Annotated in this window: 15 protein-coding genes; all 15 read left to right on the top strand. The window is 59.2% G+C overall.

Features of this window, described 5'->3' with window-relative positions:
* Nucleotides 1-10: 10 nt before the first annotated feature.
* Nucleotides 11-1,492, top strand: coding sequence for a glutamate synthase subunit beta (locus tag LPB072_RS04750; protein WP_066092282.1), 1,482 nt, complete (start codon nt 11-13; stop codon nt 1,490-1,492).
* Nucleotides 1,493-1,672: 180 nt separating this feature from the next.
* Entirely contained in the window at nt 1,673-2,494 is an 822-nt protein-coding gene (locus LPB072_RS04755; RefSeq protein WP_066092285.1) for an ABC transporter ATP-binding protein, read from the top strand.
* A complete protein-coding gene (mlaE, locus tag LPB072_RS04760) occupies nt 2,491-3,270 on the top strand; it encodes a lipid asymmetry maintenance ABC transporter permease subunit MlaE (RefSeq protein WP_066092290.1) in 780 nt (259 codons plus the stop codon). The genes LPB072_RS04755 and mlaE overlap by 4 nt, the downstream gene beginning before the upstream one ends.
* 22 nt (nt 3,271-3,292) lie before the next feature.
* Nucleotides 3,293-3,772, top strand: coding sequence for an outer membrane lipid asymmetry maintenance protein MlaD (gene mlaD / locus LPB072_RS04765; protein WP_066092293.1), 480 nt, complete (start codon nt 3,293-3,295; stop codon nt 3,770-3,772).
* Nucleotides 3,717-4,568, top strand: coding sequence for an MlaA family lipoprotein (locus LPB072_RS04770; RefSeq protein WP_407927782.1), 852 nt, complete (start codon nt 3,717-3,719; stop codon nt 4,566-4,568). The genes mlaD and LPB072_RS04770 overlap by 56 nt, the downstream gene beginning before the upstream one ends.
* A 156-nt stretch (nt 4,569-4,724) precedes the next feature.
* Entirely contained in the window at nt 4,725-5,348 is a 624-nt protein-coding gene (locus LPB072_RS04775; protein WP_096349088.1) for an MlaC/ttg2D family ABC transporter substrate-binding protein, read from the top strand.
* Between the two features lie 4 nt (nt 5,349-5,352).
* Nucleotides 5,353-5,649 (top strand): STAS domain-containing protein, encoded by a 297-nt coding sequence (locus tag LPB072_RS04780; RefSeq protein WP_066092673.1) that lies wholly within the window; start codon nt 5,353-5,355, stop codon nt 5,647-5,649.
* Nucleotides 5,650-5,765: 116 nt separating this feature from the next.
* Nucleotides 5,766-6,710: an ABC transporter ATP-binding protein gene (locus LPB072_RS04785; RefSeq protein WP_066092304.1), complete on the top strand. Its 945-nt coding sequence runs from the start codon at nt 5,766-5,768 to the stop codon at nt 6,708-6,710.
* Nucleotides 6,707-7,462, top strand: a complete 756-nt coding sequence (locus LPB072_RS04790) for an ABC transporter permease (protein WP_066092307.1) — start codon at nt 6,707-6,709, stop codon at nt 7,460-7,462. Before LPB072_RS04785 ends, LPB072_RS04790 begins: the two co-directional genes overlap by 4 nt.
* Before the next feature lie 38 nt (nt 7,463-7,500).
* Complete coding sequence (locus LPB072_RS04795) at nt 7,501-7,737, top strand: BolA family protein (protein WP_066092310.1); 237 nt, start codon at nt 7,501-7,503, stop codon at nt 7,735-7,737.
* Between the two features lie 142 nt (nt 7,738-7,879).
* Complete coding sequence (gene murA, locus LPB072_RS04800; RefSeq protein WP_066092315.1) at nt 7,880-9,163, top strand: UDP-N-acetylglucosamine 1-carboxyvinyltransferase; 1,284 nt, start codon at nt 7,880-7,882, stop codon at nt 9,161-9,163.
* Between the two features lie 4 nt (nt 9,164-9,167).
* The gene (gene hisG / locus LPB072_RS04805; RefSeq protein ID WP_066092318.1) at nt 9,168-9,824 is read left to right on the top strand and encodes an ATP phosphoribosyltransferase; all 657 of its coding nucleotides are present in this window, start codon (nt 9,168-9,170) and stop codon (nt 9,822-9,824) included.
* Nucleotides 9,821-11,164 carry a histidinol dehydrogenase gene (gene hisD, locus LPB072_RS04810; protein WP_066092321.1) on the top strand — a complete coding sequence of 448 codons (1,344 nt, stop codon included), beginning with the start codon at nt 9,821-9,823 and terminating at the stop codon, nt 11,162-11,164. The genes hisG and hisD overlap by 4 nt, the downstream gene beginning before the upstream one ends.
* Complete coding sequence (hisC, locus tag LPB072_RS04815) at nt 11,161-12,249, top strand: histidinol-phosphate transaminase (protein WP_066092324.1); 1,089 nt, start codon at nt 11,161-11,163, stop codon at nt 12,247-12,249. Before hisD ends, hisC begins: the two co-directional genes overlap by 4 nt.
* Nucleotides 12,246-12,872: an imidazoleglycerol-phosphate dehydratase HisB gene (gene hisB / locus LPB072_RS04820; protein WP_066092327.1), complete on the top strand. Its 627-nt coding sequence runs from the start codon at nt 12,246-12,248 to the stop codon at nt 12,870-12,872. Before hisC ends, hisB begins: the two co-directional genes overlap by 4 nt.
* Nucleotides 12,873-12,893: the final 21 nt, after the last annotated feature.

Consider the following 12,893-nt stretch of genomic DNA (forward strand, 5'->3'; position numbering starts at 1 on the left):
GACACACATCATGGGAAAAGTCACTGGCTTCATGGAATACGAGCGTCTTGAAGAGGGCTACAAGCCTGTCGCGGATCGCTTGAAAGACTACAAAGAGTTCGTTGTCACGCTGGACGATGGCAAGGCCAAGATCCAGGCTGCGCGCTGCATGGACTGCGGCACGCCGTTTTGCAACAGCGGCTGCCCGGTCAACAACATCATTCCGGACTTCAACGACCTCGTCTATTCGGGCGACTGGAAGAACGCGATCACGGTGCTGCACAGCACCAACAACTTCCCCGAGTTCACCGGCCGCATCTGCCCCGCGCCTTGCGAAGCGGCCTGCACGGTCAATGTGAACGGCGACGCGGTGGGCATCAAGTCCATCGAGCACGCGATCATTGACAAGGCCTGGGCCGAAGGCTGGGTGAAGCCCATGCCGGCAAAGATCAAGACCGGCAAGAAAGTGGCCGTGGTCGGCTCCGGCCCTGCCGGCATGGCGGCGTCCCAGCAACTGGCGCGCGCGGGTCACGATGTGACCCTGTTCGAGAAGAACGACCGCGTGGGAGGCCTGCTGCGCTACGGCATCCCCGACTTCAAGATGGAGAAGAGCCACATCGACCGCCGCGTCGAGCAGATGGAGGCCGAGGGTGTGAAGTTCCGCACCGGTGTGTTGATCGGTGAGATGCCCAAAGACAGCAAGATCACCAACTGGGCCAAAGAGACGATGTCGGCCGAGCAGCTCAAGAAGGATTTTGATGCCGTCTTGCTGACTGGCGGCTCCGAGCAAAGCCGCGATCTGCCGGTGCCGGGCCGCGATCTCGAAGGCATCCATTTCGCGATGGAGTTCCTGCCGCAGCAAAACAAGGTCAACGCCGGCGACAAGGTCAAGGGCCAGTTGCGCGCCGACGGCAAGCACGTGATCGTGATCGGCGGCGGCGATACCGGCTCCGATTGCGTGGGCACCAGCACCCGCCACGGCGCGGTCAATGTGACCCAGTTCGAGGTGATGCCTCAGCCGCCAGAGCAGGAAAACAAGCCGCTGGTCTGGCCCTACTGGCCGCTGAAGATGCGCACCAGCTCCAGCCATGACGAGAGCGCCGAAAAAGGCATTCTGGCGCGTGAGTTTGCCATTTCCACCAAAGAATTCGTCGGCAAGGGCGGCAAGGTGACCGGCCTGAAAACCGTGAACGTCGAGTTCAAGGACGGCAAGCTGGTGGAAATCCCGGGCACCGAAAAGGAATACAAAGCCGATCTGGTCTTGCTGGCCATGGGTTTTGTGAACCCCACCGCAACCGTGCTTGATGCTTTCGGCGTCGACAAAGATGGCCGTGGCAATGCCAAGGCCACCACCGATTTTGACGGTGGCTATGCGACCAGCGTAGACAAGGTGTTTGCAGCAGGCGATATGCGTCGTGGTCAGAGCCTGGTTGTCTGGGCTATTCGGGAAGGGCGGCAAGCTGCCCGTGCTGTGGATGAATTCCTGATGGGATTCTCTGACTTGCCTCGCTGAACGAGGGGCGAATCCGCAAGCCTGGGCGCTTGCTTGACAGAAGGCGGCGGTGTTTCCGGACTTCGCCGCCTTTTTCATGGGTAATTCCCGCCGAAGCTGGGCCGCTTGCTGGTGCCTGGTGAAATTCCCCGTCACCAGATCGGGGTATTCCCGCATGCGACAATGCGCGATTGAACGCAAATGCCCATGAGTGACAAACCCTTTATTGAAATCGACCATGTGACCTTCGGCTACAACAGCAGCCGAACCATATTGAACGATGTCTCCCTGCAATTCGCGCGTGGCAAGGTCACGTCCGTCTTGGGCGGCTCCGGCTGCGGGAAGACGACCCTGCTGCGACTCATCGGTGGCGTGCATGCGCCCAACAGCGGACGCGTGATTTTTGATGGCGAGACCGTCAACACCAATGACAAGGCACAACTGTTCCGGTTGCGTCGACGCCTGGGCATGTTGTTCCAGTTTGGCGCGCTGTTTACCGACTTGACGGTGCTCGACAACGTGGCCTTCCCGTTGCGCGAAATGACCGATTTGCCCGAAGAGCTGATTCGCAACATCGTGTTGATGAAGCTCAATGCGGTCGGTCTTCGCGGCGCGGCCAACCTGCGAATCAGTGAGGTGTCAGGTGGCATGGCCCGGCGCGTTGCCCTGGCCCGCGCCATTGCACTGGACCCCGAACTCATCATGTATGACGAACCCTTTGCCGGTCTGGATCTGGTGTCCATGGGGGTAGCCGCCAAGCTGATCCGCACGCTGACCGACGTGACAGGCGCGACGACGCTGCTCATTTCGCACGATGTGCCCCAGTGCATGGCCATCAGCGATGCCGTGGTGTTGCTGGCCCCGGGTGGCCGTATCGTTGCCCAGGGCACGCCGGCTGAACTGATGGCCAGTGATGACCCTGAAACGCGCCAGTTCGTGCGTGGTGAGCCAGATGGACCGGTGAAGTTTCACTACCCGGCCCCTCCGCTGGAAGAAGACTTCGGGGCGAGGGCGTCGGCATGAATTTTTTCCAACGTCTGGGCCAGAGCGTACTGGAAGGCCTGGCTGCCTGGGGGCGTGGTGCGCTGTTCTTCCTGGAGCTGCTTGCGGCAGTGCCTGCCAGCTTGCGACGCTTTGGTCTCGTGGTAGGACAAATCCACGCCATTGGCAACCGTTCGCTGGTCATCATTCTGGCTTCAGGCCTGTCTGTCGGTTTCGTGCTGGCGTTGCAGATGTACTACGCCCTGGTGACCTACGGCGCGGCTGAGTCGCTGGGCCTGATCGTCAACCTCTCGTTGGTGCGCGAGTTGGGTCCGGTGGTGACAGCACTGCTGTTCGCTGGGCGCGCAGGCACTTCACTGACGGCCGAAATTGGCTTGATGAAAGCCGGTGAGCAGATCGCAGCCATGGAATTGATGGCCATTGACCCGCGCTCGCGCGTCTTGGCGCCCCGGTTCCTGGCTGGCGTTATTTCCATGCCGCTGCTGGCTGCCTTGTTTTCAGCGATTGGTATTCTGGGCGCCTATGTCGTGGCCGTGGGATTGATTGGAATTGATGCCGGCAATTTCTGGTCGATCCAGCAAAACGGTGTGGATGTCTGGCGCGATGTCGGCAACGGCGTTGTGAAGAGCTTCGTTTTTGGTGTGGTTTGCACCGCCGTGGCTTTGTACCAGGGCTTTGAGACCGAAGCGACGCCCGAGGGCGTGGCCTATGCCACCACGCGCACTGTGGTGACTGCCTCATTGAGTGTGTTGGCTCTTGACTTCCTTCTCACTGCGTGGATGTTCTCAACGCCTTGAATGATTCCCTTGTGGAGATCTTATGAATAAAAAAAGCATTGAAATTTTTGTTGGCCTGTTTGTTGCCCTTGGCGCCTTGGGCTTGTTGTTTCTGGCGCTGAAGGCGGCCAATCTGGGCAGCTTTTCAGGCGGGGGCGACACCTACAGTCTGACCGCCAAGTTTGACAACATCGGTGGATTGAAGGCCCGTGCCCCGATCCGCGCAGCAGGTGTGACCGTGGGGCGAATCACCGGCATCAGCCTGGATGCGGTGACCTACCAAGGTCTGGTGTCGATGGAGGTGAATAAAGGTATCGTATTTCCCCGTGATACTTCCGCCAAAATCCTGACGGCCGGGCTGCTCGGAGACCAGTACATCGGTCTCGAGGCCGGTGGCGACCCCGAGAACCTCAAAGCCGGTGATGTGATCACCCGCACCCAATCGGCGGTGGTGCTTGAGAACCTTATTGGCCAGTTCCTGTTCAGCAAAGCCGCTGATGGTGGTTCGGATAAATCTGAGTAACGTTTTGGTAAGGCGATCTGCGTCAGGATTCACCGGATCAAACAAAGGTGCATTCATGAAAAATCACAACCGTTTCTCACGCCTGGGCCGGGTTGGTCTGCAAGGTGCTGCCGTTGTGCTGGCTTTGTTCCTGGCTGGCTGTGCCACCGGGCCGGACGCCAACCCCCGCGATCCGTTTGAACCTTTCAATAGAGAGGTTTCCGGTGTCAACGACGCGGTTGATCGTGCTGTACTCAAGCCCGTTGCGACCGCCTACACCACAGTCACGCCCGATTTGGTGCGCACAGGCGTCAGCAACTTCTTCCGCAATGTGGGCGATGCTTGGTCTTTTGTGAACGCTACTTTGCAGTTGCGGCCGAAGGAAGCGTCTGAAAATGCCTTGCGGTTTGGCGTCAACACAGTGTTCGGATTGGGTGGTTTGCTCGACATTGCCTCTGAAATTGGTCTTGAGCGCACGACGCTTGATTTTGGCCAGACGCTGGGTCGATGGGGCGTTCCACCGGGTCCATACCTTGTTTTGCCGCTATTTGGCCCATCTTCGGTGCGTGATGCAGCAGGATTCACAATCGAATCGCGCGGAGATCTGGTGCAGGGGTTGTCAGACGTACCTTTGCGCAACTCTTTGTACGCCTTGCGCGCTGTTGAAACCCGGGCCAACCTGCTGCGTGCCACCTCCATTCTCGAAGGTGCGGCTTTGGATAAATACACATTCACGCGTGATATTTATCTGAACCGTCGCGAAAGCCAGATCGAAGATCTGAAAGACAAAGGTGTGGGGCTGAAAAACGGATATTGAAGATTGCCAAATCTGTCCCTGCTTCATCTCACTGTTACCTCTGCATTACAAAAGCGAAACAAATATCGGGAACTGTCCACTTACAGTTTCTATCTCAATAGCCAAGCCGACGCGCCACTCAGGTGCTTGGCAACCAATTAGGAGCCTTTTATGAAAATGCAACGACGCCAATGGATGTCCAGCCTGCTGATTGCTGGGGCCGTATTTGCCAGTCCCGTGGTACTGGCCGCCGAAGAAGGTCCTGATGTGATGGTGCAGCGCATTTCTACCGAAGTGATGGATGCGGTGAAAGCCGACGCAGCCATTCAAGCCGGCGATGTGAACCGTATCGTGGCGCTGGTTGACAGCAAGATCATGCCCAACGTCAATTTCTCCCGCATGACCGCTTCGGCTGTGGGGCGTTTCTGGCGACAGGCCACTCCAGAGCAGCAGGCGAAGTTGCAGACCGAATTCAAAACGCTTCTGGTGCGCACTTACGCGGGCGCACTCGGTGAAGTGAAGGACCAGTCTTTGTCGTTCAAGCCCACCCGCTTTCGCGCAGAAGACACCGATGTGGTGGTTCGCTCGGTGGTGCGCGGACGCGGTGAGCCGATCCAGCTGGACTACCGTCTGGAAAAAGGAGCAGACGGCTGGAAGATCTACGACTTGAACGTGCTGGGTATCTGGCTGGTTGATACCTATCGCAGCCAGTTCGCGCAAGAAATCAACAGCAACGGTCTCGATGGATTGATCGCCACCTTGACTCAGCGCAACAAAGCCTCTGGTGGCAAAGCGGGCTGAAACCATGGAGCTCCGTGATTCGAATGACACAGGCACGGTGAGCTTGCCGGAGCGCCTCACCTTGCAAGAGGCGGTAGCGGTGTTGGAGCGTTTGGGGCGTTTGTTGAAAACCCAGCCGGGCCCAACAGTTTCTTTGAATGCCAGCGCCTTGAAGGTGTTTGATTCTTCTGCGGTGGCTGTGCTGCTGGAATTGCGGCGTACCCTTCTGGCACAAGGCAAGACCCTTGCCGTGGTCGAGTGGCCCAAGCGGTTGCGGGATCTGGTCGGGTTGTACGGGGTCAACGAGCTCCTCCCGGGTTGAAATTGCTGGCATAAGCCTTTGCCGCAACGGGCTGGGCAAGGGCCGCTTAAAATCAGAGGTTGGCCTCGGTTGTGGCAGATTTCCTGCTGGTACCGGGCTCCGTCTGTTGGATCTCAATGCCCGCCGTCTCCTTTCAAAACATTTCCAAAACTTACGCCACGCCCAAAGGTGAACTGCAGGCTTTGCGCTCGGTCTCTTTTGATATCGAGCAGGGTGAGTTTTTTGGTCTCCTTGGGCCCAATGGGGCTGGAAAAACCACGTTGATCAGCGTGCTCGCGGGCCTGGCAAAGGCCACGGGGGGGACGGCACGCGTGCATGGGCACGATGTGCAGACCGACTACCAGGCTGCGCGCCGGGCTCTTGGTGTGGTGCCTCAAGAGCTTGTGTTTGATCCCTTTTTCACGGTGCGCGAAGCGCTCCGATTCCAGTCGGGCTACTTCGGCATTCAGAAGAACGGCGCCTGGATCGATGAACTCCTGCACAGCCTGGGTCTGACAGACAAGGCCTCTGCCAATATGCGCCAGCTGTCTGGCGGTATGAAGCGCCGCGTGTTGGTGGCGCTGGCTCTGGTGCACAAGCCGCAGGTCATTGTGCTCGATGAGCCCACCGCCGGCGTGGATGTGGAGTTGCGCCAGACGCTGTGGCAGTTTGTGTCTCAACTCAACAAGCAGGGCAGTACCGTGCTGCTGACCACCCACTATCTGGAAGAGGCCGAGGCTCTGTGTGGACGTCTGGCATTGCTCAATCGGGGTGAGGTCGTAGCGCTGGACCGCACCTCGCAATTGCTCAAGCGTGCAGCTTCCAACATCCTGCGCTTCAAGACCGATGACGTCTTGCCTGCCGAGTTGGCTGCGCAAGCCCGCATCACCGGCCGGGTAGTGCAGTTGCCTGCCAACGACGCGTTGGCGGTGGAGCGCATTTTGGCGCAGGTGCGCGAAGCCGGGGCCAGCGCGGATGACATTGAAATCAGGAAGGCCGATCTGGAAGATGTGTTCCTTGAGCTGATTCAGGGCAGCAACGCAGCACAGAGTGCCAAAACGGCTCAAGGAGCCGCCGCATGAACGGCTGGCAAATGCTCTTCTACAAAGAGATCCTGCGTTTCTGGAAGGTAGGTTTCCAAACCGTGGCCGCGCCAGTGATTACTGCAATTTTGTACATGATGATTTTCGGGCATGTGCTCGAAGGCCGCGTGCAGGTGTATGACTCGGTGAGTTACACGGCATTTCTCCTGCCCGGTCTGGTGATGATGAGCGTGTTGCAAAACGCGTTTGCCAACAGCAGCAGCTCGCTGATCCAGAGCAAGGTCATGGGCAATCTGGTGTTTTTGCAGCTCACGCCTTTGTCGCACCGCGCCTGGTTTTTGGCCTACGTGGGTTCTTCCGTGGTGCGCGGCATGGCCGTGGGCGCAGGGGTGATGCTGGTGACCTGGTGGTTTGCCCGGCCGCCTTTTGCCGCGCCAATCTGGATTCTGGTGTTTGGCTTCATGGGTGCTGCCTTGCTGGGAGGTCTGGGTTTGATCGCTGGTCTTTGGGCCGAGAAATTCGACCAGATGGCTGCGTTTCAAAACTTCGTCATCATGCCCATGACCTTCCTTTCTGGCGTGTTCTACTCGATCCATTCCTTGCCAGAAATCTGGCAGCGCGTGAGCCACCTGAACCCGTTCTTCTACATGATTGACGGTTTTCGATACGGCTTCTTTGGCGTCAGCGATGTGTCGCCATGGATCAGCCTGGTGTTGGTCGGTGGCGCGTTGGCCGTGGTGAGTGCCATTGGCCTGCACCTGCTGCGCACCGGCTACAAAACACGCCACTAGAACAGGGCAAACCGTTTGAACTATTTGGACCCAACGATATGACCGCTGAAGAATTGCAATCCCTCATCACTGACGGCCTGCCTTGTGAACACATTGAGGTCACCGGCGACGGACGCCATTGGTCGGCCGTGATCGTTTCGCCTGCTTTTGAGGGGCTGCGTTTGATCGCTCGCCACAAAAAGGTCTACGACACCTTGGGCGCCCGCATCAAGACCGACGAGGTGCATGCGCTGTCCATGAAGACCCATACCCCCACCGAGTGGGCGAAAAAGTGACCCCCTGGCGCCGATTCGCGTCACCTCAAAGGGCGCGCAGTCAGCAGTCTGGCACAGCCAGTCCTGCGGTGACCCTGGCGGGCGGCGCACTCACCAACCGTTTCAGTGGCGCTGAGTGCCATCTATAAAAGCGAGATTTACCATGGACAAACTGCAGATCACCGGTGGCCACACCCTTAACGGCGAAGTTGTCATTTCCGGCGCCAAGAATGCGGCCTTGCCCGAAATGTGCGCCACGCTGTTGACCGATGAGCCCGTGCGTTTGCTGAATGTGCCGCGCCTGCAGGATGTGGCCACCATGCGCCGCTTGCTCGACAACATGGGTGTGAAAACAGAGACCCACGGCGACCGCGGCGGCATGTCGTTCCAGGCGGCAGATTCGATCAACCCCGAAGCGCCCTATGAACTGGTGAAGACCATGCGCGCATCGGTGCTGGTGTTGGGTCCGTTGCTGGCGCGCTTTGGTCGCGCCAAGGTGTCGTTGCCCGGTGGTTGCGCCATCGGCTCGCGCCCGGTGGACCAGCACATCAAGGGCCTGCAAGCCATGGGTGCCGAGATCGATGTGGAGCACGGTTACATGGTCGCCCGCCTGCCTGCAGGCCGTACGCGCTTGCAAGGCGCGCGCATCGCCACCGACATGGTGACTGTGACCGGCACCGAAAACTTCCTCATGGCCGCAGCGCTGGCCGAGGGTGAAACGGTTCTGGAAAACGCTGCCCAGGAACCCGAAATTCCCGATCTGGCCGAGATGCTGATTGCCATGGGCGCCAAGATTGAAGGCCATGGCACCAGCCGTATCCACATCCAGGGCGTGGAGCGTCTGCATGGTGGAACCCATCAGGTGGTGGCTGACCGCATCGAAGCCGGTACTTTTCTGTGTGCCGTCGCGGCCACGGGCGGGGATGTGATCTTGCGCCATGCGAGGGCGGATCACATGGACGCGGTGATCGACAAGCTGCGCGACGCTGGCGCCACGATCGAGCCTGGCAGCAATGCCGACGGTCCTTTTATCCGTGTGCGAGCCTCGGGGCGCCTTAAGGCGCAGTCGTTCCGAACCACCGAATACCCCGGTTTTCCGACCGACATGCAGGCTCAGTTCATGGCTTTGAACCTCATTTCAGAAGGCACGGCCACCGTCACCGAAACCATCTTCGAGAACCGTTTCATGCATGTGGACGAGATGACGCGCCTGGGTGCGCACATACAGACCGAAGGCAAGGTGGCCATCGTTGAAGGCGTGAGCAAGTTGTCTGGTGCCACCGTGATGGCCACTGATCTGCGGGCGTCTGCCAGTCTGGTGATCGCTGGCCTGGTGTCTGAGGGCGACACCATTGTCGATCGCATTTACCACCTGGATCGTGGTTACGACCAGATGGAGGAAAAACTGCGCGCCATTGGTGCACAAATCGAGCGCATAAAGGGTTGATGAAATGATCACACTCGCTCTCTCCAAAGGTCGCATATTTGACGAAACCCTGCCACTGCTGGCCGCGGCTGGCATCGAAGTGCTGGAAGACCCTGAGAAGTCGCGCAAGCTGATTTTGCCGACCAACCAGCCCGAAGTGCGGGTGGTGTTGGTGCGCGCTTCAGATGTGCCGACCTATGTCGAATACGGTGGGGCCGATCTGGGTGTGACTGGCAAAGACACGCTGATTGAACATGGTGGCCAAGGCTTGTACCAGCCGCTGGATTTGCAAATCGCCAAGTGCCGCATGAGCGTGGCAGTGCGTGCCGATTTTGACTATGCCTCAGCCATGCGCCAGGGGTCACGATTGAAAGTGGCGACCAAGTACACCTCCATTGCACGCGAGTTTTTCGCCAGCAAGGGTGTGCATGTGGATCTCATCAAGCTCTATGGCAGCATGGAGCTCGCTCCGCTGACCGGCTTGGCCGATGCCATTGTGGACCTGGTGTCCACCGGTAATACGCTCAAGGCCAATCACCTGATCGAAGTCGAGCGAATCATGGACATCAGCTCTCGCCTGGTGGTCAACCAGGCCGCGCTCAAGCTCAAGCAAGCCCAGATCCGCCCCATCATCGACGCCTTCACCCAAGCCATTGGCAAGACCACAGCTTCAACACAATGAGCCTCTCCGCCCAGCCCGTTCGTCTGTCCACCACCGCTGCTGATTTTGAGGCGCAGTTTGCGGCCAGGCTGCATTGGTCGGCCGAGACCGACGGTGCGATCGAGCAACGCGTGGCCGACATCCTGGCCGATGTCATGCAACGGGGCGACGCGGCCGTCTTGGAATACACCGCACGGTTCGATGGTGTGAGCCAGGACAGCGTTAAAGCGCTGGAGCTGACGCAGGCCGAGTTGAAGGACGCTTTCGAAGGTTTGCCTGAGGCCCAGCGTTGTGCGTTGGAAGCCGCCGCGCGCCGCGTCCGCTCGTACCACGAAGCGCAGAAAAAGGCCTCGGGAGAAAGCTGGAGCTACCGCGATGAAGATGGCACGCTGCTCGGCCAGAAGGTCACGCCACTGGACCGCGTGGGGATTTATGTGCCCGGCGGCAAAGCCGCTTACCCGTCCAGCGTGTTGATGAACGCCATCCCGGCCCACGTGGCAGGGGTGCAGGAGATCATCATGGTGGTGCCCACGCCGCGTGGCGAAAAAAACAGCCTGGTGCTCGCTGCGGCCTATGTGGCTGGTGTTTCACGCGCCTTCACCATCGGCGGCGCACAGGCCGTGGCCGCGTTGGCCTACGGCACGGCCACCGTACCGAAGGTCGACAAAATCACCGGTCCGGGCAACGCCTATGTGGCCAGCGCAAAAAAGCGGGTTTTCGGAATGGTCGGCATCGACATGATTGCCGGCCCGAGCGAAATATTGGTCTTGGCCGATGGCAGCACGCCCGCTGAATGGGTGGCCATGGATTTGTTCAGCCAGGCGGAGCATGACGAGCTCGCGCAAAGCATCTTGTTGTGCCCAGATGCCAGCTATCTGGATGCTGTGCAAGCCGAAATTGATCGCCTGCTTCCAGCCATGCCACGCGCGGAAATCATCGCGAAAAGCCTGAACGACCGGGGAGCATTGATTCAAACCCGCGACATGGCCGAAGCCTGCGCCCTGAGCAACCGCATTGCGCCCGAGCATCTGGAGGTGTCCAGCGCCGAACCGCACCGCTGGGAGCCCTTGCTCAAACACGCGGGTGCCATCTTTCTCGGCGCCTACACCAGCGAAAGCCTGGGTGATTATTGCGCAGGCCCCAACCACGTGTTGCCCACCAGCGGAACCGCCCGTTTTTCCTCACCACTGGGTGTTTACGATTTTCAGAAACGCAGCAGCCTGATCGAGGTCAGCGCTGCTGGCGCCCAGACCTTGGGCGTCATCGCTGCAGAGCTCGCCTATGGCGAAGGCCTGCAAGCCCATGCCCGCGCTGCCGAATTGCGTTTGAACAATATCCCCCCGATGCGAGGTGAATCATGAACCAGAGCCCTATGCGATTCATCCGGCAGGACATCCAGTCCATGCATGCCTACGCCATCCAGGATTCCACGGGATTGATCAAACTCGATGCAATGGAAAACCCGTTTGCGCTCCCGGCCGAATTGCAGTCCGAGTTGGGCGCCCGGCTGGGTGCGCTGGCGATCAACCGATATCCTGGCTCTCGCATTGACGATTTGAAGAAAGCACTGGGCGAGTACATCGATTTGCCCGCAGGCACCAGTTTGATGCTGGGCAACGGTTCGGACGAACTGATTTCCCTGCTGGCCATGACCTGTGATGTGCCCGGGGCGTCCATTTTGGCGCCGTTGCCCGGATTTGTGATGTACGCCATGGGCGCGCAACTGCAAGGTTTGGCTTTCCATGGCGTGCCGCTGACCGCCGACTTCGAGCTGGACGAAGCCGCCATGCTGGCCACCATGGGTGAGCATCAACCTGCCATCACCTACATCGCTTACCCGAACAACCCCACGGCCAATTTGTGGGACGCTGCGGTCATCCGCCGCTTGATCGCTGAAGCTGCCACTTATGGCGGTCTGGTCGTGATGGACGAGGCTTATCAGCCTTTTTCCAGCCGCAGCTGGCTGGACGAGATTCGGGCACATCCGCTAGCGAATGCCAACGTGTTGCTCATGCGCACCCTGTCCAAGTTTGGCCTCGCCGGCGTGCGCCTGGGCTACATGGTCGGGCCGCAGGCGCTGGTGCACGAGGTCGACAAGCTGCGCCCGCCGTACAACGTGAGTGTGCTCAATGCAGAATGCGCCCTGTTTGCACTGGAGCATGCCCAGGTGTTCGCCCGGCAGGCGGCGCACATCTGCGAGCAGCGCGAGGTCTTGATCGACGCGTTGGGCAAAATGCCCGGTGTGACGGCCTATCCCAGCGATGCCAACATGGTGCTGACGCGTGTGCCCGATGCACAACGATGTTTCGATGGCCTCAAGGCCGACAGCATTCTGGTGAAGAATGTTTCTAAAATGCACCCATTGCTGGGCGAATGCCTGCGTTTGACGGTAGGAACGCCCGCCGAGAACGCGCAACTGATCCACTCCCTGCAAAAACACCTATGACGTCCCAGGCTACTGCCTCTTCTCCAGCCGCCACCGACCGTGTGGCCCAGGTTCAGCGCGATACCTCTGAAACCCAGATCGGTGTGCGCATCAATCTGGACGGTACCGGTGCTGCCATTCTGTCCACAGGCATTGGGTTTTTTGACCACATGCTCGATCAGATCGCGCGCCACGGCCTGATCGATCTCGATATTCTGGCCAAAGGCGATTTGCACATCGACGGACACCACACGGTGGAAGACGTGGGCATCACGCTTGGGCAGGCCTTTGCCAAGGCAGTGGGTGACAAAAAGGGCATTCGCCGCTACGGCCATGCCTATGTGCCGCTGGACGAAGCTTTGTCCCGCGTGGTCATCGATTTTTCTGGCCGCCCCGGTCTGCACATGCGCGTGCCCTTCAAAAGCGGCATGGTCGGCCAGTTTGACACGCAGCTGGCGTTTGAATTTTTTCAAGGTTTTGTGAACCATGCGGGTGTCACACTGCACATCGACAACCTGCACGGTGAAAACGCCCACCACCAGGCCGAGACGGTGTTCAAGGCCTTTGCCCGGGCGCTGCGCATGGCGCTTGAACGCGATCCGCGCATGGGCGATGTGATACCTTCGACCAAAGGTTCCCTGTAACCCCTTGCCTGTTCCTGTGAG

The organism is Hydrogenophaga crassostreae, assembly GCF_001761385.1.
Taxonomy (GTDB): Bacteria; Pseudomonadota; Gammaproteobacteria; order Burkholderiales; family Burkholderiaceae_C; genus Hydrogenophaga; species Hydrogenophaga crassostreae.